Origin of the sequence: Nonomuraea phyllanthi (assembly GCF_006334985.2) — a bacterium.
Taxonomy (GTDB): Bacteria; Actinomycetota; Actinomycetes; order Streptosporangiales; family Streptosporangiaceae; genus Nonomuraea; species Nonomuraea phyllanthi.
On the sequence record NZ_VDLX02000003.1, the window covers coordinates 173,888 to 197,552 of the forward strand.

At 69.9% G+C, this 23,665-nt stretch carries 20 protein-coding genes; 8 read left to right on the forward strand and 12 right to left on the reverse strand.

The features are described 5' to 3' along the window. Window positions 1-2: 2 nt before the first annotated feature. Window positions 3-755, reverse strand: coding sequence for a Mut7-C RNAse domain-containing protein (locus tag FH608_RS09800; protein ID WP_139630109.1), 753 nt, complete (start codon window positions 753-755; stop codon window positions 3-5). Here FH608_RS09800 and FH608_RS09805 point away from each other — a divergent pair. Further along, window positions 754-1,656 carry a TAXI family TRAP transporter solute-binding subunit gene (locus tag FH608_RS09805; protein WP_226899229.1) on the forward strand — a complete coding sequence of 301 codons (903 nt, stop codon included), beginning with the start codon at window positions 754-756 and terminating at the stop codon, window positions 1,654-1,656. The genes FH608_RS09800 and FH608_RS09805 overlap by 2 nt on opposite strands. A gap of 18 nt (window positions 1,657-1,674) precedes the next feature. Here FH608_RS09805 and FH608_RS09810 read toward each other — a convergent pair whose 3' ends face one another. The 6 genes from FH608_RS09810 to FH608_RS09835 form a co-directional block, all read right to left on the reverse strand. Next, the gene (locus FH608_RS09810) at window positions 1,675-3,003 is read right to left on the reverse strand and encodes a sensor histidine kinase (RefSeq protein ID WP_139630110.1); all 1,329 of its coding nucleotides are present in this window, start codon (window positions 3,001-3,003) and stop codon (window positions 1,675-1,677) included. Beyond that, complete coding sequence (locus FH608_RS09815) at window positions 3,000-3,665, reverse strand: response regulator transcription factor (RefSeq protein ID WP_139630111.1); 666 nt, start codon at window positions 3,663-3,665, stop codon at window positions 3,000-3,002. Before FH608_RS09815 ends, FH608_RS09810 begins: the two co-directional genes overlap by 4 nt. Window positions 3,666-3,674: 9 nt before the next feature. Further along, the gene (locus tag FH608_RS09820) at window positions 3,675-4,985 is read right to left on the reverse strand and encodes an MFS transporter (protein ID WP_226899231.1); all 1,311 of its coding nucleotides are present in this window, start codon (window positions 4,983-4,985) and stop codon (window positions 3,675-3,677) included. A 155-nt stretch (window positions 4,986-5,140) separates the two neighbouring features. Continuing rightward, a complete protein-coding gene (locus tag FH608_RS09825) occupies window positions 5,141-7,228 on the reverse strand; it encodes a glycoside hydrolase family 6 protein (protein ID WP_139630112.1) in 2,088 nt (695 codons plus the stop codon). Between the two features lie 46 nt (window positions 7,229-7,274). Next, complete coding sequence (locus tag FH608_RS09830; protein WP_139630113.1) at window positions 7,275-8,249, reverse strand: GNAT family N-acetyltransferase; 975 nt, start codon at window positions 8,247-8,249, stop codon at window positions 7,275-7,277. Window positions 8,250-8,337: 88 nt separating this feature from the next. Continuing rightward, window positions 8,338-8,583, reverse strand: coding sequence for a DUF2630 family protein (locus FH608_RS09835; protein WP_139630114.1), 246 nt, complete (start codon window positions 8,581-8,583; stop codon window positions 8,338-8,340). Between the two features lie 213 nt (window positions 8,584-8,796). Here FH608_RS09835 and leuA point away from each other — a divergent pair, with 213 nt between their 5' ends. Then, on the forward strand, window positions 8,797-10,503 hold the full coding sequence (leuA, locus tag FH608_RS09840) for a 2-isopropylmalate synthase (protein ID WP_139630115.1): 1,707 nt from the start codon (window positions 8,797-8,799) through the stop codon (window positions 10,501-10,503). Window positions 10,504-10,771: 268 nt separating this feature from the next. Further along, window positions 10,772-11,353 carry a hypothetical protein gene (locus FH608_RS09845; RefSeq protein WP_139630116.1) on the forward strand — a complete coding sequence of 194 codons (582 nt, stop codon included), beginning with the start codon at window positions 10,772-10,774 and terminating at the stop codon, window positions 11,351-11,353. 155 nt (window positions 11,354-11,508) lie between these two features. Here FH608_RS09845 and FH608_RS09850 read toward each other — a convergent pair whose 3' ends face one another. The 4 genes from FH608_RS09850 to FH608_RS52530 form a co-directional block, all read right to left on the reverse strand. After that, window positions 11,509-11,937, reverse strand: a complete 429-nt coding sequence (locus tag FH608_RS09850) for a hypothetical protein (RefSeq protein WP_139630117.1) — start codon at window positions 11,935-11,937, stop codon at window positions 11,509-11,511. A 158-nt stretch (window positions 11,938-12,095) separates the two neighbouring features. Then, on the reverse strand, window positions 12,096-14,195 hold the full coding sequence (locus FH608_RS09855; protein ID WP_139630118.1) for a hypothetical protein: 2,100 nt from the start codon (window positions 14,193-14,195) through the stop codon (window positions 12,096-12,098). 104 nt (window positions 14,196-14,299) lie between these two features. Next, the gene (locus FH608_RS09860) at window positions 14,300-14,542 is read right to left on the reverse strand and encodes a hypothetical protein (RefSeq protein ID WP_139630119.1); all 243 of its coding nucleotides are present in this window, start codon (window positions 14,540-14,542) and stop codon (window positions 14,300-14,302) included. Window positions 14,543-15,185: 643 nt separating this feature from the next. Further along, window positions 15,186-16,721 (reverse strand): restriction endonuclease, encoded by a 1,536-nt coding sequence (locus FH608_RS52530; RefSeq protein WP_226899233.1) that lies wholly within the window; start codon window positions 16,719-16,721, stop codon window positions 15,186-15,188. Window positions 16,722-17,215: 494 nt separating this feature from the next. On the opposite strand from FH608_RS52530, the gene FH608_RS09870 reads away from it, so the two are divergent. From FH608_RS09870 to FH608_RS09880, 3 genes are read left to right on the forward strand one after another with little or no spacing between them, the layout of a single operon-like run. Continuing rightward, entirely contained in the window at window positions 17,216-18,592 is a 1,377-nt protein-coding gene (locus FH608_RS09870; RefSeq protein WP_139630120.1) for an MFS transporter, read from the forward strand. Then, window positions 18,589-20,943, forward strand: coding sequence for a PEP/pyruvate-binding domain-containing protein (locus FH608_RS09875; RefSeq protein WP_139630121.1), 2,355 nt, complete (start codon window positions 18,589-18,591; stop codon window positions 20,941-20,943). The genes FH608_RS09870 and FH608_RS09875 overlap by 4 nt, the downstream gene beginning before the upstream one ends. Before the next feature lie 6 nt (window positions 20,944-20,949). Next, window positions 20,950-21,540, forward strand: a complete 591-nt coding sequence (locus FH608_RS09880; RefSeq protein WP_139630122.1) for a TetR/AcrR family transcriptional regulator — start codon at window positions 20,950-20,952, stop codon at window positions 21,538-21,540. A gap of 42 nt (window positions 21,541-21,582) precedes the next feature. On the opposite strand, the gene FH608_RS09885 is transcribed toward FH608_RS09880, so the two are convergent. Next, window positions 21,583-22,281 carry a TetR/AcrR family transcriptional regulator gene (locus tag FH608_RS09885; protein ID WP_139630123.1) on the reverse strand — a complete coding sequence of 233 codons (699 nt, stop codon included), beginning with the start codon at window positions 22,279-22,281 and terminating at the stop codon, window positions 21,583-21,585. A 108-nt stretch (window positions 22,282-22,389) separates the two neighbouring features. On the opposite strand from FH608_RS09885, the gene FH608_RS09890 reads away from it, so the two are divergent. Next, entirely contained in the window at window positions 22,390-22,737 is a 348-nt protein-coding gene (locus tag FH608_RS09890; RefSeq protein WP_139630124.1) for a YrdB family protein, read from the forward strand. Between the two features lie 2 nt (window positions 22,738-22,739). Further along, complete coding sequence (locus FH608_RS09895; RefSeq protein WP_139630125.1) at window positions 22,740-23,651, forward strand: NAD-dependent epimerase/dehydratase family protein; 912 nt, start codon at window positions 22,740-22,742, stop codon at window positions 23,649-23,651. Window positions 23,652-23,665 lie beyond the last annotated feature (14 nt).

A 23,665-nucleotide genomic window follows, 5' to 3' on the forward strand; every position in this document is an offset into this window, starting at 1 on the left:
GATCACGAGGTCCAGGCGCGGGCCTGGCTGATGATCTTCTCCAGGTGGTCGCTGTGCGCGCCGCGCCAGTAGACCTGGCCGCACCGCTCGCACCGGCCGTACACGTCGTAGGTGCGCTGCGTGCCGGCCTCCAGCAGGGGCTCCACCTCCTGCTTGGCGACCGGCTCCAGCTCGCCGTTGCACGCCGTGCAGCGCGTCCACGGCCGCAGCGGCGGGGCGAAGCGCTGGAGCAGGTCGCGGAGCTGGTCGGCGGGGCGCGAGCCGCGTACGTACGCGCCCAGCCACAGCGCGCGGCGGCGCAGCAGGCCGCGATCCTGCGTGAGCAGCACCCGGCGCTCCTCGTTGGCCTGCACCACCAGCGCCGGGTCGTCCATGTCGTTGTGGTAGGCCGCGTCGATGCCGAGCAGCCGCAGCCGCCGCGCCAGCGTGCCCAGGTGGACGTCCAGCAGGAACCGCGGCTCGTCCGGCAGTGGCTGCGGGCGCGGCACCGGGCCCACCTCCACCACATCGCCGGGTGCCAGCAGGTAGGAGGGCGGCACGCCGCGGCCCTCCGCGAGCATCGGCCCCACCTCGGTCAGCGGGATGCCGAGCGACTCGACGTGGTGGCCCAGCGTGGAGGTGCCGTCCGTCGTCACCCGCTGCCACTCCTGGCGCCGGCTCACCGGCAGGAACATCGTCAGCTCCGAGGAGATGCGCAGGCGTGCGTCCCGTTCGCTCACAGTCCCATTCTGGTGGAGCGGATACCGTGATTTCATGCCGATATCCCGCCGCGCCCTGCTCGGGCTCGCCGCGCTGGCGGCCGGGTGCTCGGCCTCCGGCGACCGGCCCGAGCTGCGGCTGGTGACGGGCACGACGGGCGGGCTCTACGAGCAGCTCGGCGACGGACTCGCGCGGGAGCTGCGGCTGGACGGGCTCGCGGTCCGCGTGATGAAGACCGCGGCCAGCGTGCAGAATCTCACGATGATGGCCGACGGCCGGGCCGACGCGGGCTTCGCGCTGGCCGACAGCGCCGACGACGCCGTCAGGGTGCGCCACCAGCCGGTCTCCGCCCTGGCCCGGGTCTACATGAACTACGTCCACCTGGTCGTGCGGCAGGGCTCCGGCATCGCGGACGTCGGCGACCTGGCCGGGCGGGCGGTCTCCATCGGGCTGGAGGGCTCGGGCACCTCGGTCAGCGCCACCCGCGTGCTGGCCCTCGCCGAGCCGGCCGAGCCCGCCGAGGTCAGCCGGCTCGACCTGGACGAGTCGGTCAAGGCGCTGCGCGACGGCGACATCGAGGCGTTCTTCTGGTCGGGCGGGGTGCCCACGCCCGCCCTGACCTCGCACGGCGACATCGCGCTCGTGCCGCTCGACTCGCTGGTGCCGCAGCTGCGCCGCCGCTTCGGGCCGCTCTACGAGCACGCGGTGGTGCCCTCCGGCGTGTACGGCAACCCCAAGCCGGTGCCGACCGTGGGCACGCCCAGCTATCTGATGTGCCGGACCTCGCTGGCGGACGACCTGGCGTACACCGTCACCGAGACGCTCTTCCGCGCCCGCGACCGCCTCCAGGCCCCGTCGGCGCCGGGCGGGCGGCTCGACGAGCGCTACGCCATCGGCACCGGGGTCGTCCCGCTCCACCCGGGCGCCGCCCGCTACTACCGCTCCGTCTACGGCTGATTCTCTACGGCTGATCTCTTACGGCTGGGTCTTCAGGGTCAGCTCCACGACCAGGCCGTGCGGTACGGCCGGCAGCAGCGCCAGCCTGGCCCCGCAGGCCCTGGCCAGCTCGGCGGCGATGGCCAGCCCCAGACCGCTGCCCGGCACGTTCGCGTGGGCGCCGGAGCGCCAGAAGCGCCCCAGCGCCTCCGCGCGCTCCTCCTCGCCCAGCCCCGGCCCGTCGTCGGAGACCCGCAGCACCCCGTCGTCCAGGGTGACCGTCACGGTGCCGCCCGCCGGCACGAACTTCTGGGCGTTGTCGAGCGCGATGTCCGCGATCCGGGCCGCCGCCTCCGGCACGACCGACATTTCAGAAATGTCGGTCACGAGGTGCACGCCCTTGGCCGCGTACACCTCCCGCCAGGCCCCGAGCCGCGGCCCGAGCGGGATGTCCTTGCCCTCGACCCCCGCGCCCGCCTCCACCCCGGCCAGCGCCAGCAGGTCGTCCACCAGCAGCGCCAGCCGGTCCAGCTCCGCCATCGCCTCCTCGAACTCGGCGGTGCCCTCGCCCTTCAGGTGCGGCTCCAGGTTCTCCAGCCGCAGCCCGAGCACGGTGAGCGGGGTGCGCAGCTCGTGCGAGGCGTCCGCCACGAACGCCCGCTGCCGCTCCATCGCCCCGGAGACCGCGTCGGCCATCGCGTTGAAGCGCTCCTCCAGCCGGCGCAGCTCGGACGGCCCGGCGCCGGGATGCGCTCGCGCGTCGAGCCTGCCCTGCGCGATGGCCTGCGTCGTACGGTCGAGCTCGGTGACGGGCCGCAGGATCCAGCGGGCCAGCCGCCCGGCCACCAGCGCCGAGTACGCCAGTGCCACCAGCGCGCCGACCGCCAGCGTCCCCCACACCAGCGACACGTCCAGCCTCGCCCGGTCGGTGGGCGCCTCCAGCAGCACCACCCCCGACAGCTGCGCGTCCCGGCCCGCCGGCTCCGCCAGCAGCACCGTGGCCGGGCCGAACGGGCTGATCGTCGGCAGGTCCTCGGTGGTACGGCCCGCCAGCGCCAGCCGGGTCGCCTCCCGGTCGTCGGCGTCGAACCGGCCGGCACCGGCCAGCATGGAGCCGTTGCGCCCGCGCACCCGCACCGCCGCGCCGTAGAGCTCGGCGTACCGGCCGATCTCGGCGACCAGCCCCGTGCGGTCGTCCTCCCTGGCCGCCTGGTCGGCCAGCTCGGCGAAGCGGGTGGCGTCGGCGCGCCGGTCGAGGAGCAGCCGGTTGGTGCGGTGGGAGGCGTAGGCCAGCCCGAGCGGCACGGCCAGCGCCGCGATGAGGAAGACGATCAGCGTGGTGAACGTGACCACCAGGCGGGAGTTCACGTCGCCGAGCCCAGCCGGTAGCCGGTGCCGCGCAGGGTCTCCACCAGCCCGGGACGGCCCGTCTTGGCGCGCAGGTTGGCCACGTGCACGTCCAGCGACCGCGACGCCGACAGCAGCGGGTCGCCCCAGACCTCGTCGAGGATTTCCTCCCGGCCGCGCACCACGCCCGGCTCGCGCGCCAGCAGCGCCAGCACGTCGAACTCCCGCCTGGTCAGCGTCACCGGCTCCCCGGCCACCGTGACCTGCCGCGACTCCAGGTCGATGCGGACGTCGCCGACGCTCACCACGTCGTCGCGCGCCGGGCGCGGCCTGGTGCCGCGCCGCACCACCGCCTCCATGCGGGCCATCAGCTCGAACGTCCGGAACGGCTTGACCAGGTAGTCGTCGGCCCCCGAGCGCAGGCCCCGCAGCACCTCGCGCTCCTCCGTACGGGCCGTGACCACGATGAGCGGCACCGCCGACACCCGGCGCAGGCGGCGCAGCGCGTCGAGCCCGTCCATGTCGGGCAGGCCCAGGTCGAGCAGCACGAAGTCGACGCCCCCCGCCAGGCGGAGGGCGTCGACGGCCAGGCCCGCCCGGCTGACCTGGTGGCCGTGCCGGGCGAGTGCCGTGGTGAGCGCGGAGGCGAGGCGGTCGTCGTCCTCGACCAGGAGAACCCGCATGTGGCCAGGTTAGACGCGCGCCGGGACCTCCGCCGACGCCTGCTCGGTCCGCGAGAGCGCCACGTCCCTCGTCTCGCGCATCGTGAGGTAGACGACGAGCGACACCGCGGCGCATCCGGAGACGTACCAGAAGAAGCCGGACTCGATGCCGCTGTCCTTGAACCACAGCGCCACGTACTGGGCCGTGCCGCCGAACAGCGCGTTCGCGATAGCGTACGGGAGCGCGACGCCGAGGGCGCGCACGTTCGTCGGGAACAGCTCCGCCTTGACCACCGCGTTGATCGAGGTGTAGCCGGTGACGATGACCAGCCCGATGAGCGCGAGCGTCAGAGCCCCGGCGAAGCCCTGCACGCCGCCCAGAGCCGTCATCAACGGCACCGTGCCCACCATCGACCCGATCCCGAACGTGATCAGCAGCGGCCGCCGCCCGATCCGGTCCGACAGGCGGCCGGCCAGCGGCTGCAGGCACATGAACACGAACAGCGCGCAGAAGCTCACCAGCGTCGCCGTCTCCTTCGCCAGTCCGGCGCTGTTGGACAGGTACTTGGTGAGGTAGGTGGTGTAGGTGTAGTACGCGACCGTGCCGCCCATGGTCAGGGCGATGACCAGCAGCGCCTCCTTCTTGTGGGCGAGCAGCTCCTTGATCGTGCCGCGGTCGTGCGGCGTGACCTCGCGCTCCTCCTCGTCGTACGCCTCCGTCTCCAGCAGGCTGCGACGCAGGTAGAACACGACCGCGGCGGCCACCGCGCCCACCACGAACGGCACCCGCCAGCCGTAGGAGTCGAGCGCCTCCTGCGACATCGTGTTCTGCAGGATGATCTGCAGCAGGAGGCCGACGAGCTGGCCGGCGGTCATGGAGACGTACTGGAAGCTCGACGCGAAGCCGCGCCGGCCGCGCGGGGTGGCCTCGGTGAGGTAGGTGGCGCTGGCCGCGTACTCGCCGCCCACCGACAGGCCCTGCAACAGGCGCGCCACCACCAGCACCACGGCGCCTATGTAGCCGACTGAGTCGTACGTCGGCGCTACGGCGATCAGCAGCGCGCTGGCCGACATGAGCGTGACGGTCAGCGTCAGCGCCGACTTGCGGCCCTTCCTGTCGGCGTACCGGCCGAGCAGCCAGCCGCCGAGCGGGCGCATGAAGAAGCCGACGGCGAAAATGGCCGCGGTGTTGAGCAGCTTGGCGGTGTCGTCCCCCTCGGGGAAGAAGGAACCGGCGAAATAGATGGCGAAACTGCTGTAGACGAACCAGTCGTACCACTCGACCATGTTGCCGATCGAGCCGCCGATCACTGCCTTCCACGGCATGCGAGCCTTGCTCACGAAGACCTCCTGCGAGGAGCCTGGGGGGAGTAGGTGCAGGCCAGAGCCTCTCCGCGGAAGGGTGTCCGGACAAGGGCGGCGGGCCGAGATCTAACGTGCGCTTAACATGCGGGAAACCATCGGCGGCGGGTCGGCGTCTCCGGCCTTTGGGAAAGCTAGAGCGGCGGGTTGGCGTTCCTGGCCCGCTCCAGCGCCTGGGCCGGCCACCACTCGCCGGCCTCCGGCAGCACGATGCCGCGCACGGGATCCTTCTCGCCGTCGGTGCCGCGCCGGCACCGGCCGTTGGACGAGCCCGCCCGCGTGATCCACAGGTAGGCGTCGGCCAGTTCCTCGCCCGTGTCGGTCGTGGGCCGGTCCCCGACGCCCCTGCCGGGCGGGTTGCACCACGTCTGCGGGTCGGGGTACTTCTTGTCCGGCTGCCACGCGCCCTGCCCGTTCCTGGCGGTGTCGACGACGAAGTGCGGCATCGTGGCCGGGTCCACCTTCGCGTCCGTCGGGCAGTCCTGCCCCCCGGTGGCCCGCTGGACGCTGATGCAGGCCGACAGCGCCCTGCCGTACTCCACGTTCTTGTCGGTGGGCTGGTAGCCGGCCGTGTTGACGAAGAAGCCGTCGGCCTCGTGGACGCCGGACTTGATCAGGCGCTGCGCCATGATCTCGGTGCCGGGCCAGTAGTTGTGGCTGCCGTCGAGGTAGACGGCCGTGTTCGGGTTCGACTCGAGGGTGCGTACGGCCTGGCGCAGGTCCGCGTACCGCTGGTCGGCGGAGCCGCGCGGGTCGCAGTTCGCCGCGCCCGGCACCTTGACCAGCGCGCCGGGCTCCAGGATCACCACCGCCCCGGCCTGGCCGATGGCGCCGGCGATGCCCTTGATCCACTCCTGGTACGCGTCCATGGCGGCGGACGTCCTCGGCCGGCAGTCGCTGCCGGGCAGGCGGTTGACCAGGAACACCGGCACGCCGCCCGCCTGGCGCGCGGCGGTGAGGGTGGCGGCGATCTTGGGCCTGACCTCGGGCTCGCCGAGGCGGATGGCGTGGGGGACGGCGGCCAGCTTGCGCATGAGCGCGGCGTCCTCGGGGCGGTCCTTCTCCCAGAGGCCGGCCTGGCGGGCGGCGGCCCCCTCCGCGGGGGCGTAGAACGTGACGCGGCCCTCGGATCTCAGGGGGTTGTGGTGCCCGCCTCCCGTGGCCGCGGTCGTGCTGCCCTGCCCGCCGGAGGCCGTCGCCGTCGATGAGGTCGTCGTCCTGGAGGCTGTCGCCGTCGCGGACGTTTGCGCGTTGTGCCACGCGACGGCCGTCGAGCCGCCCACGGCCGCCACGACCACGGCCGCGCCGGCCGCCGTGAGCCGTCGCCGCCTCCCCTCCGCCCACGCGATCATCCTCGCCCTGGTCCCCGTCCCGGTGTCCGCGGCGTGCGGCGTGCTGTGCTCCACCGAGACGGAGCCGGTGTGGGAGGAGGCGCTGAGGCGGTCCATCAGCTCCTGGGCCGTGGGCCGCTCCGAGGGATCCTTGGACAGGGCGGCTGTCACGAGCTCGCGCAGCGGGTCCGGCAGGCCGCGCAGGTCAGGGGGATCGTTCACGATGCGCAGGAGCACCGTCGGCATCGAGCCCGTGCCGAAGGGCGGGACGCCGCTCGCCGCGTACGCGACCGTACATCCCCACGAGAAGATGTCGGAGGCGGGCCCCAGGGGAGCGCCCGACACCTGCTCGGGCGACATGTACGCCGGAGTGCCCACGACCGCGCTGGTGGTCTCCGCGTCCAGCACCTGGGCGACGCCGAAGTCGATGACCTTGGGCCCGACCTGGGAGAGCAGCACGTTCGACGGCTTGAGGTCGCTGTGCACGACGCCGGCGGCGTGGATGGCGCGCAGGGCCATGGCCATCGCGGCGGCCAGGCCGTCCAGCGCCGAGCCCTTCAGCGGCCCGGACTCGCGGATGGCGGCGCCCAGGCTCGGCCCCTCGACGTACTCGGTGACGAGGTAGGCCACCTCCCCCTCGACGTCGGCGTCGAGGACGGGCGCGGTGCAGAAGCGGGCCACCCGCTTGGCGGCGGCGACCTCGCGGGCGAAGCGGCGCCGGAAGTCCGCCTGCGCGGCCATTCTGGCATGGATGACCTTGACCGCCACCCGTGTCCCGTCCGGGGCCCGGCCCAGGTAGACGACGCCCATGCCGCCCTGGCCGAGCCGACCCAGGAGCGCGTAAGGCCCCACCGTGCGCGGATCCGCGTCCCTCAACGCCTCCAAGGTCATAGAGCTCCAGGTTAGCCCGCCACCGGCGGACGGCCTACCGGACGGCTTACAGCGTCAGCCGCCACTCGTTCCACTCGTCGAAGAGCTGGAAGCCCATGGCCTCGTTGATGGCCAGCATGTGGGCGTTGGAGGTGGCGTTCCAGGTGATGATCCGCTCCAGGTGGGGCTCGTGCTCGCGCAGCCAGAGCAGGTTGGCGACCTTGAGCAGGAGACCAAGGCGGTGGCCCCGGTGCTCGCCCAGCACGGCCGTGTCGGCCTGGTGGCCCCAGCCGTCGGAGCGGTCGGCTTCGAGATAGACGCGGGTGTATCCAGCGGGAGCGCCGTCGGAGTCGCGGCGGGCGATCATCGTGTAGCACGTGAAGCCACGGTCCGGGACGGCCTCCTCGTAGTGGCGGATGCGGTCGAGGCTGAAGTCGACGTCCTCGACGTCGACGTCGCGCGGGGCGTCGTTCATGCCGTTCATCAGCGCCGCGAGGTCGGGGATCAGCTCGGGGCCCGCCGGTCCCGTCCAACGCTCCAGGTGGTAGCCCTCGACGGCGGGGAGCATGCGTGCGAGCTTGTCCCAGTCGGCCGTACGGAGGTCCAGCGTGCGGCGGGCCTCCGTCAGGGAGACCGTCAGGCCGCGGGCGCGGGCGAAACGGGCGCCCACGCCGGTGGTGGGCGTCTCGGTGAGGAGCAGGCTCCTGCCGTGGTGGCGCAACCGGTCAAGCGCGTGCTCGAGCAGCGCCGAGCCGAGCCCCCGGCCGCGCCGCTCCGGACGTACCACGAGAGGGAAGAGGTTTCCGAGACGGGTGTTGTCGAGCTGGGGGAGCGACAGCCCGTAGCCGCCGGTGACCACGCCGTCCTCGACGAGCGCCCACGCCTCGACCCGCTCGCCCGGCGAGTGCGTCGCGACCTGGTGGCGGAAGCGGGCGAGCGGGACCATGGGCCCCGGATCGTCGGCGCACGCCGCCACGTAGGCGTCGTGCAGGCGCGTGACGAGGTCTCCCGGCCGGTCGAGATCGATGGGCTGGATCAGCATGAGCCCAGCAAAGCGCACGCGACGGGCCGGGGCGAGCGAATTTACCGCCGGCAGCCCTCGACCTCTTTACCGCCTCTTTGCTGCCTCTTTATTGCCGGTAGCCCTCGACCTCGTCGACCGGGCGCGGGGCCGCGTAGTCGGGGTCCTCGCCCGCGCTGCGCCGCGCCCGGCGCTGCCTGAGCAGGTCCCAGCACTGGTCGAGCGCGGTCTCCAGCTGCTTGATGCGCTCGTGCTCCTCGTCCGTGGTCACCTCGCCCTTGCCCAGCCGGCCGCGCAGCTCGTGCTCCTCGTCGACCAGAGCACTGATTTTGGTGAGAATCTCGTCGTCCCGCATGCCGAAGACTCTAACCGCTACGGCGTTCTCGACACGTTCTCAGAATCTGAGATCATGAATGGCGCATGCCGAGACGTCTGGTAGCGTGCAAGACATGCTGCGTGGGCTGCTTCTTAGCTGCCGCGGCGGGGGCCACTGAGGCCGGCTCCCTCGCCGCGGAGCCAGTCATGCGCGTCGGCCGCTTTCTTCCCGACCGACGAGGAGCCACCAGACATGACCGCCCAGCAGCCCAGTCCCATGCCGATCCATCGTTATCAGCCTTATCAGCCCGTGCGTCTGACCGACCGCACGTGGCCCGACCAGGTCATCACCAAGGCGCCCCGCTGGTGCGCGGTCGACCTGCGCGACGGCAACCAGGCCCTGATCGACCCGATGGACCCGCACCGCAAGCTCCAGATGTTCGAGCTGCTCGTACGCATGGGCTACAAGGAGATCGAGGTCGGCTTCCCGGCCGCCTCCCAGACCGACTTCGACTTCATCCGGCAGATCATCGAAGAGGGCCGCGTCCCCGACGACGTGGTCATCCAGGTGCTGACCCAGGCCCGTCCCGAGCTGATCGAGCGCACCTTCGAGGCCATCGAGGGCGCCAAGCAGGCCATCGTCCACCTGTACAACTCGACCTCCACCCTCCAGCGCCGCGTCGTGTTCGGCCTCGACAAGGACGGCATCACCGCCATCGCCGTCGAGGGCGCCAAACTCGTCAAGAAGCTCGCCGACGCGACCGACGTCGACGTCCGCTTCCAGTACTCTCCCGAGTCGTTCACCGGCACCGAGCTCGAATACGCCGTCGAGGTGTGCGACGCGGTCAACGACGTGTGGCAGCCCACGCCCGACCGCAAGGTCATCATCAACCTGCCCGCCACCGTCGAGATGGCCACCCCCAACGTCTACGCCGACCAGATCGAGTGGATGCACCGCCACCTCAAGCACCGCGACTCGATCGTGCTGTCCCTGCACCCGCACAACGACCGCGGCAGCGCCGTGGCCGCCGCCGAGCTGGGTTACATGGCGGGCGCCGACCGCATCGAGGGCTGCCTGTTCGGCAACGGCGAGCGCACCGGCAACGTCTGCCTCGTCACCCTGGGGATGAACCTGTTCTCCCAGGGCATCGACCCCGAGATCGACTTCAGTGACATCGACGAGATCCGCCGCGTCACCGAATACTGCAACCAGCTGCCCGTGCACCCGCGCCACCCGTGGGGCGGCGAGCTGGTCTACACCGCCTTCTCCGGCTCCCACCAGGACGCCATCAAGAAGGGCTTCGAACACCTGGAGCGCGACGCGGCCGCGGCGGGCGTGCCGGTCGACTCCTTCACCTGGGCGGTCCCGTACCTCCCGATCGACCCGAAGGACATCGGCCGCACCTACGAGGCGGTCATCCGCGTCAACAGCCAGTCGGGCAAGGGCGGCGTCGCCTACATCATGAAGGCCGACCACCAACTCGACCTGCCGCGGCGGCTGCAGATCGAGTTCTCCAAGGTGGTGCAGGCCCGCACCGACAGCGAGGGCGGCGAGATCAGCCCGGCCACGATGTACGACATCTTCCGGGACGAATACCTCCCCAACCCGGCCAACCGCTGGGGCCGCCTCAGCCTCATGGCCCACCGCCACGAGTCCACCGTGGACGACAAGGACCGCATCGGCGCCGACGTCCGGCTCGACGGGGAGATCCGCGAGATCGCGGGCACCGGCAACGGCCCCATCTCAGCCTTCATCGACGCCCTGGCGGGGGTCGGCATCCGGGTGCGCGTGCTCGACTACGTGGAACACGCGATGAGCGCCGGCACCGACGCCAAGGCGGCGTCCTACCTGGAGTGCGAGGTGGACGGGCAGGTGCTGTGGGGCGTCGGGATCGACGCCAACGCGACGACGGCCTCCCTCAAGGCCATCATCTCGGCGGTGAACCGCGCCTCCCACTGACACTTTTTCTTAGTCTCGACCGCGCTCTCTCGACCTTTTGTGAGAGGCGCGGTCGATTTGTTTTGGCGCAGTCGACCGGATATGGCATTTCTATGTCGGAAATGCGCTGATTCGACTAAGTCTGCCGAGCGGGTCCTGAGTCATCGATGCTGGAAAACGTACGGTCGCAGTCCTGCATATGCAAGAATCAACCCAAGTCGCGGGCTGCGCGATCGGTTCCTGTTCGTCCCTTTTCTCGTCTCTGGCGACATAGGAAGGCCAGGAAATCATGGCAAGCATCGTCGTCGAACTCCTTGACAAGCGAGAGATCTCAAAATATCTGATCGGAATTGCCGACGTCGAGGCCGAATGGGACCTCCGTTACATCGCCATCAAGAAAGACGAATGGATCCGTACCGGCGACAATGGAATCCGGATCAACGAGGGTCAATCCGAGAGATGCCTCGTCAAATACGAACTATGGGACAAGCCGCCTCCGCCGCTGGATTGCTGGGACAGGACCTGGTCCGGAAGCGTGCGCCTGACCTCCGGACTTGTTTTCGCACTGAACGACTGCCATCCAGGCGAAGCGTATTACGGAGCAGAGTTCAACCTTGGTCAGCGCGACACCGTCTGGCAGGTCAGAATCCACCGCAAGGCTCTTGGCTACGAAGAATTCACGCCGGACCTCATCAGTTTCACCCTGCTGAAGCTACAGTTCTGGCTGGCCCCGCCGTGGACGTGCGATGCGGAAACCCCGCACCAGACCCACCACGACCAAGGACCGCATCGGTGCCGACGCCCGGCTCGGCGGAGAGATCCGCGAGATCGCGGCCACCGGCCCCTCCGCAGGCCCCGTCGGCGCCATTGAGGAGGATCGGCATCCGGGTGCGCGTGCTCGACTGCGTGGAGCACGCTCTGACCCGGCGGCACCGATGCCAAAGCGTTTCCCAGGACTACCAGGTGGATGGGCGGGTGCTGTGAGGCCGGCAGCACCCGAACCCTTCGGCCAGGGGGCTCTGGTTCTTATGCGTCCAGGGTGCAGTTGTACAGCTTGCTGTAGCGTTTTTGGGCGATACGCATAAGTTCGGCCAGATCCTTCATCGCCTCTCTGCCCTTGGCGATCTTGGCCAAGAAAATGTCGATAAGTCGCTCTTTGTCGCCGCAACGGAATTTTGCGCTCACCTGGTATGGTTGGTCGGAAAACGGAGTATTCGGGAGGTAAGCGGCCATGCCGTCACCGAGATCATTAGAGAGAGTGATACCACCATGCCTACTGTAAAGGTCGCGTCTGTCATCCATAAGAAAGTCCAGATGTTCCTGGCTTGTGCGGTCGTCCACCTGTAGCCAGCCCACTTCGAGTGGCCGTGGAGATGCGTCAGGGGCCCAGCATTCGCCGCTGTTCTGATTGCCGCTCGTTTTCTCGACGAGGGGACCGGTTACGCCGGTCACCAAGCGAAAAGCCTGCGTAGGAACGAGCTTACAGATGTATGGTGCGGAATCAGTGACGGGTTGAAGGGCCGGTGCAGGTGCGGAGGCCATCCTGTTCCCCGAAGTGCAGGCAGTGGTGAGCAACATAAAAGTCCCCAGAACGACGGGTAGACGAGAATGCCTCATTGGCCGCCTCCGTGGGTGGACGGAATCTGGAGGTTCAGGTAGTCGTCCACCTCGCTGGTCCGACGGAAGGTCCCACTGAAACGATCGATCAGATCACGACCTCCGCCCTTCTTTCGAACCCATTCAAGGAACTGGCTGTAGTCCTGCGGGCTCATCTCGGTGAAAGGCTTGATCGTGGGGGAGGTTCCAGTGGTAAATGTCCGATCGATCACTTCGATATCATCAAGTAGACCCTTGTTGAGCATGGCTGTGGCCAGCATCTGCTCTGCCAGTCGTTCCACTGCCAGCCGATTGTCAGCCACCGTTCGGTACGTCTCGTCCAGGCTCCGCCCATGGTGGGACATCTGCTGTGCGACCTTTCGCGCGACCTCGTCATACGCGGCTCCAGTGAGCTTGTCGTACCCCGTGGTCGCCAGCTTGCCGAAGGCCCCAGTGGCCAATTCGCCCACCTGCTTGGCTCCCGGCACCGGAAGCAGGCCGATCGCTTCGCGCACCATGGTCTTCAGTGCCTCGTCCGCCTTCTTGTCATCCAACCCTTGGGCGATCAGCACCTGACGACGGATTTCCACGAGGTGGCTGAAGGGGCGTGCCTCCGCCACAGTGCGGTCCGTCAGGAACTGCTTGATATCCGCCTTGTCCACTCGCCCGTCGCCGTCGAAGTCGAACTCCTTGACATCGGCCTTCGTGAAGCCGAGTCGCTCGGCGTTGGAGGTGTTGAGCCCGACCGGAGGCACGGTGTCGAGCGCCGCTCGCATGTGTTCGGTCTGCGCCGCCACCAGCGCTTCGAAACCGGCGTCATTGGAGGTGGCCAGCGCCAGCGCGTACGACATGTCCTCGGCCGCGACGTGCCCGAAGCTCGCATGGTCGAGGAGCAGCCGGGAGAGCTGGTCGATGTTGGCGGCGATCGCGCGGGCCAGAGGGTAACTCAGCGGCGTGTAGCGGTCGAAGGCGGCGCGGTCCTTGATCTCCAGGTTGCCGCTGTCGCCCTTGCCGAAGGCGCCGCGCACCTGGTCGGCGAGAATTTTGGTCATCTCCGAGGCCAGCCTTCGGGAAGTGTCGTCCTGGCCGGTCGTCGCGGTCACCAGCAGGTCGTTGAACGGCGTGTAGTCGCCCAGATAGCGGGTGGCGTCCCAGCGGGTCGTCAGCAGATGGTCGAGCACGGACTCGTTCCACCCCGCCGGAGTGTGGTCGAGCAGGGCGTGGGCGGCCTCGCGGCTGGACTTCGCCGCGTGGAACAGGTCGTCCACCACCGACGATCCGCCTTTCGCGCCCGCGGCGCCCATCTGGGTGCCCGGTCTGAGGAGGGTGCCGAGGCCGAGGGCGCCGGCCAGGTCGGCGATGGGGACCTGGGCGCCGGCGAAGATTTGTCCCAGTGGGTCCCTGCTCGCCGCCCACTCGTCCTTGCGCTGCTCGTACTCGTGGACGATCACGTCTCGTCCGACGACCTCCATGAACTCTTTCGAGTACGGCGGCTTCCCGTCGTGGGCTCGCCAGATGAGCGCCTGGGCCTGGTAGCCCGAGTAGGTGACATCACCGGCCTGGTGCTGGGCCCGACCCTGTTCCACCAGGTCCTTGAGGAAATCGGCCCCCCTGTACGCGGCGTTCTTCGGGTCCGTACCGCGAGCCAGGGCCGCGCTCAGCATGCGGAGGACCTTCTGGCCCGAGGCGGCGAGCTGGGCCGCCCGGTCCGTGTCTCCGTGGGCCCTGGCATCGCGGAGTTGTGCGGCGAGTGAGCCGGGTAGGCGGGTCACACCGGCGGTGCTCAGCGTGCCAAGGAACGCCTTGACGAACTCCGCATCTCCCGTCCGCGCCGCGTACTTCTCCAGTTCGGCCAGCGCCTTGGCCTCCCCGTTCGCGGCGCTCAGCGCGGCGCGGCCCGCGAGCGTCCCGTCCAGCAGGCCCTTCGCCGCCTCCGGCCCGTCAGGCATCTCCACGAAGCTGCCGGCGGGCGTGCTCCGGCCGAAGGTGACCTTCTGGCGCTGCAGCTCGTGGACGAGGTTCTGGCGTCGCCGCAGGTCCTCGGCCTGTGTGGTGACGCGTCCGGCCAGCTGTCGCAGCCGTGCCGCCGGAGAGGTGTCGAGCCCGGCGCTCCGCAACTCGCCGTGCAGCGTCCGGGCCAGCTCCTCCAGCCGCCCGGCGGCCTCCGTGTGCTTGCTCGTCATCGTGTCGAACTCGACCGGTTTGACCCCTGTGAAGTCCGTCATGGGGCGTCCGGGAGCGAGGCCAGCTTCTGGTTCGCGCTGTGGACGGCTTGGGCGAGCATCTCGCGCAGCTCCCGCTGATCGGCATGGACCTGCGCGTCGAACTTGGCACCCGCAGGCCCCACCCACGCGTCGCCCTCCATCAGGCGGCAGGACGGATCGAGCGCCCACCAGTGCTCGTCGGACAACCGCTGGATCCGCTGCACCACGGCCTGCATCGCCTTGCGATCGAGGTTGGCCAAGATTGATCCCCTAGAAGCGAGGTCAGGAGCGGAATCCCACAGCCTCCACACGGTAATCAACATCACGTCAACGGAACAAGCTCAAACTCGCTGAAAGGTATGGCGCCTTCGAGTTTTCTTCGAAAATGGGTTGTATGACCGGTTGGTGCAGGGGTGTTGCTCCAACAAAGCAAAAGCATGGTGAGGAGGGGGCGTTATGCGTCGGTAGAGATGTGATCTTCTGGCGGTATTGTCGGGCGAGAATTGGCTGTGATCGATGGATTTCTCCCCGATGAGAATGAAACAGGTGGCCGACGAGTACACCGTCGCGGACGGGAAGATCCCGGGCGTCGGGGGTCGGCGGAGGCGAGGAGTGCAACTGCGGGCGGACTACGCGGCCGGGTCTCCCCATTGCTGTGGTGGAGGTCGAGTAGGGCGGCGACCGCCTGGCGGATGTAGCGCCAGGTGGTCGCGATGCCGACGGCGAACTCTGCCAGGGTCCCGCCCTTGCCGTCCTATCTCTCCCTGGCCCATCCGCTCCTGCAACAGTGCGCGGATGGGCCGGCGGACGCGATTCTGCTGAAGGTCCGGATGAGGTCTTGGGAGGAAATCTGAAGGTGTCAATCTTTCTCTATGCGATCTCACTCTTGGGCGGGCCGACGCGCTAGGCAACTGGGCCCGGCCGCCCGGACTGCCGATTGCCGGAAGGCCTCACCTGCGTCGGAGGCGCGGTTCCCGGGACAACGTCGATGTCCAGGTGTTCTTTGAAGAGGTGTTTGAGCTCGGCCCCGTTGATGAGCGTGATTTTGTTGCGCCGGGCGAATAGCTCGCCGGCCCGGTCGAACCATGAGGTGGCGACCAGAACGCCGGTGGTGGCGTTGTGATCGGTCATGGCGGCGGCGAGAGCCGAAACGGCTTCGAGATCGACCGGTCCTGACGATTGCTTCGCCTGGATGAGGCAGACGCCTCCGAAGAAGAGGTTGTCGCTCGTCGCCACCGCCTCGACTCCGCCGTCTTTCGGCGGGAGGGCCGTCCATGTCTCGGCGCCCATGGCCACGAACAACTCTCGGATGAGGTGCTCGAACTCGGTGGGCGAGAGCTTGGGGAGACTTCGGCGCGAGTCGAGCCCCGATGCGACGTCCATGTCATCGGAGAAGTCGAACCGCTTCGGGTCGAAGGTGATGAACGGCTCGACGGCTTCGAGGTCGTACGGGTTCGGCGACACGAGGGCGTTGAGTCGCTTCAGACATGGGACGGGACTGCTATTGGTGAGGTCGAGGGTTTCGAACTTGGCCCGCTCGGCCCCCACGCTCAGCAGGTGCGGGCGGACCTCCTTGCCTGTCACCTGGTCGATGGTTCTGACGCGGCCGTTGAACACGATCGCTTCGACGAGTCCGCGAGGCGTCGAGGTGAAGATCTCGTGCAGGGTACGGAGCGCGACGCGGGCGATCAGCTTGGTGTATCGCTGCTTCACTTCCTTCTGCGACCGCCGAAGGGGTTCGATGGCGTCTCGGCTCTTGACGTACCTGTACGCGCGCACCTCCGGCACGATGCCTTGCGGCGGTAGTTCGAACTCGACGACCAGGTCGCGGTTCTCGGGGCGATACGCCACCTGGAAGGTCTTGGGGAAGCCCGTCGGATATTTCGATCGTTCCAACACCATAAATGCGAACCATCTCAACGCTGCGGGGCGACCGGCATTGAAGTCCGCACGCATCTGATCGAGCCGGGCGTTGACTTCAGCGATCCTCTTCCTTTGCTCGGCCGCCTGGCGGTCGTAGGCGCTGTGAGCGACATTCAGCTCGTCCAGCCACTGCTGATGACTGTTGGAGGTTCTTTTGTAGAGTGTGCGAGCTTCGGTCAGAACCTGCTCGTAGCGGTCCATGGCCGGTATTGGGGCGTTCAGGTGAGGCTCGGGCTTGAATGATGGTGGGAGGCTGGTCGGCCGCATCTGATCGAAGGAGAAGGGGCGCACGCCAAGTGCCGCTAGTAAGACGTGGTCCAGTTGTTGGATGTACTGGATGAGCTCGGCCGACATCCGTGCTGCCGCAGACTGCTGGCGTTCCTGATAGCAACGCAGACGTTCACGTTCCTGCTCTGTGACGACCTTCGCAGCTTCACGAGCGCGTTGTTCTTCCTCGCGGCGAAGAGCTATCCGATGCCGTAGCTGCCGTAGCCACTCATCACGATCGTCTGCCACCTCGATCCGCCTTCCGCTCCACACAAGGACAGCCGGACACCAGCTGACGCATCGGCGGTCGGCTGGCCGTCCATTGTGACGTTGAGATAAGGCTAGATGTACTCTGCGTGTTCGTCAGGGGATCTGGCCACTACTTCTGCCCAGCCGATGGTGATGAGGAGCAGGCGGGGCGGGGCGGGGCAGGCGGGGTGGATGGCACGCCCGATTCGGACGCGACCGAGCGGTCCACGCCGGCCGGGCCGGTTCCGAGCAGGAGCGTCATCCCGCGGAGTGAGCCGAGAAGGACCCGCACGCCGGCGCGTACCGAAGCTCCGGCCCAGCCCACCACCAAGCAGCCGACACGCGCACCCACGACTAGGCAGGCCAAGCCCACCAGGACGGCTCGGGCCGTGATGGTTCGGGAAGAGGGGGTTTCCTCATAGAGAACGTTGCGTTTCTTCTGGATGAATTCTATGCTCCTTAGAGAACGACTCGTTCTCTAAGGAGCAGTCACCATGGGTTTCGTGCTGTCCGGCCTGATGCTGGCGATGCTGTTGGGCGCGCTCGATCAGACGATCATGGCGCCCGCCCTGCCGGCCGTGGCGGGCAGCCTGGGCGGGCTCGACCAGATGCCCGGCGTCGTCACCGCCTACCTCGTGGCCGCCACCGTCGTCATGCCCGTCTACGGCAAGCTGGGCGACCGGTACGGCCGCAAGCCCACCATGCAGGCCGCCATCGTGATCTTCGTGACCGGGGCCGTGCTGTGCGCGGTCGCCACGTCGATGCCGCAGTTCATCGCCTTCCGGGCGGTGCAGGGCATGGGCGGCGGCGGGTTGATGATCGGGGCGCAGGCGGTCATCGGCGAGGTCGTGAGCCCGCGCGAGCGGGGGCGCTACCTGGGGCTCATCGGCGCCATGTACGTCGTCGCAGCCGTGGGCGGGCCGCTGGTCGGCGGGTTCTTCATCGACCAGCTCAGCTGGCGGTGGATCTTCGCCATCTACCCGCCGCTGGGCCTGGTGGCGCTGGTCGTCCTGAGCCTCACCCTGCGGCTGCCGAAGCCGCGCACGCGGGCGCCGCTGGACGTCGCGGGGGCCGTGACGCTGGCCGTCGCCGTCGTCGGGGTGGTCATGGTGGGCCAGACCGGAAACCCCGCCTACCTCGCCATGGCGGCGGTGGGCGCGGTGGCGTGGCTGGTCAGCGCGCGCCGCGCCAGAGATCCGATCCTGCCGCTGCGGCTCTTCCGCGACCGGGCGTTCGCGGTGCCCGTGTCGATCAGCCTGCTCATCGGGTTCGCGTTGTTCGGGACGGTCACGTACATGCCCGCCTACCTGCAGATCGCCCTGGGCTCCAGCGCGACCCAGGCGGGGCTGCTGGTGACGGCGCTCATGGGTGGCGTGCTCACCACGACCGTCGTGTCCGGGCGGCTGATCACGAGGACCGGCCGCTACAAGCCGTACCCCGTCGCGGGCACGGCCGTGGCGGGGGCGGGTCTCGGGCTGATCGGCCTGGCGGGCGGCGACGCGGTGGCGCTGGCCGGGGCCATGCTGCTGACCGGGCTCGGGGTCGGGCTCGTCATGCAGACCATGGTGCTGGCCGCGCAGAACGCCGTGGAGTACGCCGATCTGGGCGCCGCCACCTCGGCGGTGACCTTCCTGCGCCAGATCGGCGCGTCGGCGGGGGTGGCGCTGGTGGGTGCGCTGATCACCCTCAGGACGGGCATCTCCGCCACCGAGCCGTCCGCCGTCCCGGAGAGCATGCGCACCGCCTTCGCCGAAGGCGTCCCGCCGGTCTTCGCCGCCATGGCGCCGCTGCTGGCCGTGGCGTTCTTCCTCGCGCTGGCGATGCCGGCGCGCCCCCTTCGCACCACCGCCTACGCCGAGGAGAGAGCATGAAACTCGTCGCACCACTCACCGCCTTCGGCCGGGACGACCTGCCCCTCGCCGGAGGCAAGGGCGCCAACCTGGGCGAGCTCGCCAGGAAGGGCTGGCCCGTCCCTGGCGGCTTCGTCGTCACCACCGACGCCTACGGCCTGGTCGCCGAGGGGCACGGCACGCGGGCGTACTTCGAGCAGGTCGAGCTGCCCGGCGAGCTGCGGGAGGCCATCGCCGCCGCGTACGCCGAGCTCGGCGGCGGGCCGGTGGCCGTGCGGTCCAGCGCCACCGCCGAGGACCTGCCGGGGGCCGCGTTCGCGGGCCAGCAGGACACGTACCTGAACATCGTCGGCGAGCAGGCCGTGCTCGACGCCGTCCGCCGCTGCTGGGGCTCGCTCTGGACCGACCGCGCCGTCGCCTACCGCGCCCGGCTCGGCATCGACGACTCCGAGGTGCGGATCGCGGTGGTCGTGCAGAGCATGGTCGAGGCGGACCTGGCGGGCGTCATGTTCACGGCGAATCCCGTCACCGGCGACCGGGGGCAGATCGTCGTGGACGCCAGCAGCGGACTGGGGGAGGCGGTCGTGTCCGGGCTGGTCACGCCCGACCACTACGTGATCTCCGACAAGGGAGTCGAGTTCGCGCCGGGCCGCCGCGAGGTGGTCATCCGGAGTACGGCGGGCGGTGGCGTCACCCACGAGAGCGGCACCGGGACACCGGAGCGCCTGCCCGACCGGGCGGTGAAGGAGCTGGCGCTGCTCGGGAAGGAGGTCGCCGCGCACTTCGGGCGTCCCCAGGACATCGAGTGGGCGTACGCGGGCGGCCGCGTGCAGTTGCTCCAGGCCCGCCCCATGACCGCGCTCCCGCCGCCCCCGGTGGGCGAGCTCAACCCGATCCAGCGCCGCCTCTGCGGCATGCTGCTCGAATACCTCCCGGTACGCCCCTATCCGATCGACGTGACGACCTGGATCCCGTACGGTCCGGTGGGGCTGATGGGCAGGGTGACCGCCGGCTTCGGCGTGCGCGGCCTGTTCGAGGGGTTCCTGCGCGAGGAGGACGGCGTCGTCTACCGGATCGTGCCGCCGTCGCCGCGCCCCTCCTTCGCGATGCTGGCCGCGCCGTTCACCGTGCTGTCCAAGGCCAGGAGGTACGACCCGGCGCGCTGGACCGACGACCCGCGCTTCCGCGCCTACCTGGCGGAGGTCAAGGAGCTGGCCGGGCGTGACCTGGCGGCCATGGCGTGGCCGGAGCTCGTCCGGCTGCCGAGGAAGGCGCTGGCCCTGGTGAGCCCGATGGCCGACCTGCGCCTGGACTACCTGCCCGGCACCGGGCTGGCGCTGGTGCGGCTGAAGGTCGCGCTCCGGCTGCGCGGGCTCGGCGACTTCTTCGGCGACCTGCTGCACGGGGCGCGTACCCGCACCGCCGACGCCAATGACGCGCTGCAGCGGCTGGCGGAGGTGGCCGAGCGCACGGGCGCGCTCGACGGGGAGCCGAGGCCCGCCGAGTTCGAGGAGGCGCTGCGGGCGTTCCTGGCGGAGTACGGTCACCGCGAGACCTCCAGCCCGATCCTCGTCACCACGCCCACCTGGGAGGACGCCCCCGAGACCGTGCTCGACCTGATCAAGGTGCTGGCCGGCGGCCCGTCCGGGAAGAAGGAGGAGGACGACGCGCTGGAGCGCCTGCTCGGCCACCCGCGGCTGCGGGCCAGGGGCCGTGCCAGGCTGCGGCGGCGGGTGGCGGCGGCCCGCGCGGGCGTCGCGTTCCGGGAGGACAGCCACTTCTACTTCATGATGCCGCAGCCCGTCGTGCGCAGGTCGCTGCTGGAGCTGGGCCGCCGCCTGTGCGGCGTGGACGTGCTGGAGCGGCCGGAGGACGTCTTCCACCTGCGGCTGGAGGAGCTGGAGTCGATCGCGGACGTGACCGCGATGCGCCCCCAGCACCGGGAGCGGCTGCGCGACACGGTCAGGGCGCGGGCGGCCAGGCGCGAGGAGCTGTCCGGCGTGCGGCTCCTCGACCCGGGCGCGGTCTACCCCGTCCAGGAGACGGGCGACGCGCTGGTGTCCGGAGCGCCGGCCAGCGGCGGCGTGGTGAGCGGGCCGGTGAAGGTGATCAGGGAGCCGGCCGAGTTCGCCAAGCTGGAGAGCGGCGACGTGCTCGTCTGCCCGTACACCAACCCGTCGTGGACGCCGCTGTTCCAGCGGGCGGCGGCCGTGGTGGTGGACGCCGGAGGCGCGGCCTCGCACGCCGCGATCGTGGCCAGGGAGTACGGCATCCCGGCGGTCATGGGCACGGGACGGGCCACCGCGGTGCTGGAGGACGGCCAGATCGTCACCGTCAACGGCGACACCGGCCAGGTCACCCGGACTTCCTAAACTGCCATGGTGACCGATCATCGCAAGCTGCCGCGCCGCCGGGGCGAGGCGCTCAACGCCGCCATCCACCAGGCGACGCTCGACGAGCTGGCCGAGGTCGGCTACGCGGGGCTGACCATGGAGCGCGTCGCCGAGCGGGCCAGGGCGAGCAAGGCCTCGCTCTACCGGCGCTGGCCGACCCGCATCGAGCTGGTGATGGAGGCGGTCTACAGCTCGCTGCCCTCCCCGGGCTCCGCGCCCAGCACGGGCGACCTGCGCGACGACCTCGTGGCCGTGCTCAGGCTCACCGCCAAGGCGCTGTCGGGGCCGGCGGGCGAGGCGCTGCGCGGGCTGCTCGGCGAGGCCCTGCGCGGCGAGTCGCCGCTGGGCACCTTGCGGAAGAACTCTCAGGGGACCGCGAGGAAGCTGATGGAGGAGGTCGTGGGCCGGGCCGTCGAGCGGGGTGAGGTCGACCCGGCCATCGTCACCCCGCGCCGCCTCGACGCCGGTCACGCGCTGCTGCGCCACCACTTCCTCTTCGAGGGGCCGCCCATCCCCGACGAACTGGTCGTCGCGATCGTGGACGAGGTGCTGGTGCCGCTCTTCAAACCGAGCTGAGGCCGGTCACCGCGGTCGCGGACGAGATCCCGGGGTCGCACCTCAAGCCGAGCTGAGGCCGACCGTCGCGGCGGCCAGGCGCATCGTGTGCGCGAACGCCGCCCGCCTGTGCTCGATCGTGTTGTTGAACTGGCCGAACACCTCGAAGCTGATCCACCCGTACATCGCGGTCCAAGCCGAGACGGCGCGCCAGACCACGCCGGTGGGCACCCCGGGCATGAGCCCCTTGACGGAGGCCGCCTCGTCCGCCAGCTCCGCCGGCACCTCCTCCTCCGCGGGCGCCGGGACCGCGCCCGCCCGCCAGGCGTCGGAGACGATCCGGCCGAGCACGGTGACGTCGCGGGACCTGGCCACGATCGTGTCCTCCGGCGCCTGGTAGCCGGGCACGGGGGAGCCGTAGAGCAGCGCGTACTCGTGGGGGTGCGCCACCGCCCAGTCGCGCACCGCGTGACACACCGCCATGTAGCGGCCGCTGAAGTCGTCACGCGCGCACCCGGCGTCGGCCTGCTCCACGGCCTCGCCGACCGCGTTGTAGCCGTCGATGATCAGCGTGGTCAGCAGGTCGTCGCGGCTCGGGAAATAGCGGTAGATGGCCGAGGAGACCATGCCCATCTCCCGCGCGACGGCCCTGAGCGACAGGCCGCCGGCGCCCTCGGTGGCGAGCTGGCGGCGCGCGATGTCGGTGATCTCCCGGGTGAGCTCGGCCCTGACACGTTCTCTGGCGGTACGGCTGGCTGTCATGGACAGCACACTACCAGAGCGGTGCCAAAAAACGAGAGCACTGCTCTTGACGAACGGTGCTCCGTTGAGAGAGCATTGCTCTCGTAAGCGAACGAGACGGAGGCCCTGATGATCGCCAAACACGCCAACGCCCTTCTGATGTTCCTCCTGGAGCTCGGCGTGCTGGCCTCGGTGGGCTACTGGGGCTTCACGGTGAGCGGGCCATGGGTGGTCAAGCTGGTGGCCGGGCTGGGCGGCCCGGCGCTGTTCATCGCCGTGTGGGCGCTGTTCGGCGCGGGCGGCGGCGCGAACGCCACCTTCCCCCTCACCGGCCTGGCGCGCGCCGCGCTGGAGATCGCCTGGTTCGGCGGCGGCGCCGTCGCGCTCTACGCCGCCGGCCTGGTCACCCCCGCCGCCGTCTTCTTCGCACTGTTCGTCGTCAACGCGGTGCTCCGCATCGTCTGGAAGCAGGTCTGATCATGGGTAAGCACGTCGTCGTGGGCTCCGGCCAGGTCGGTACGCATCTGGCGAGGAAGCTCGCCGCGCAGGGACACGAGGTCACCGTCGTGACCCGCTCGGGCAGCGGCCCGGCGGGCACCACCCGGGTGGCCGCCGACGTCGCCGACAAGGCCAGGCTCATCGAGCTGACCAGGGGCGCCGACGCCCTCTACAACTGCGTCAACCCGCAGTACCACCGCTGGCTCACCGACTGGCCGCCGATGGCCGGGTCGTTCCTGGCCGCCGCCGAGGCGAGCGGCGCGGTGTACGTGATGCTCGGCAACCTCTACCCGTACGGGCCGGTCACCGGCCCCATGACCGAGGACCTGCCGCTCTCCTCCACCAGCGCCAAGGCGCAGGTGCGGGCGAGGATGTGGCACGACGCGCTGGCCGCGCACGAGGCGGGCCGGATCAGGACGACCGAGGTGCGGGGCTCCGACTACTTCGGCCCCGGCGGCACCGACCAGGGCTACCTGGGGGACCGGTTCCTCGTGCCGCTCAGGGCGGGCAAGACGATCCAGGTGCCCTACCCGGTGGACGTGCCGCACAGCTGGACGTACCTGCCGGACGTGGCCGACGCGCTCATCGTGGCCGGCGGCGACGAGCGGGCCTGGGGGCGGCCCTGGCACGTGCCCACCGCCGAGCCGCTGAGCTTCCGGCAGCTGGGCGAGCGCATGGCCGCGCAGCTCGGCCTGCCCGCGCCGAAGGTGGCGCAGATCCCGTGGGCGCTGGTCAGGGCGGCCGGCCTGTTCTCGCCCATGCTCGGCGAGCTCAAGCACGTCCGCTACCAGTTCACCGCGCCGTACGTGCTCGACTCCTCCGCCTTCCAGCGCACGTTCGGCGTCGAGCCCACCCCGATCGAACAGGCGCTCAAGGCCACGCTCGAAGGGTGAGTCAGCAGGATGGG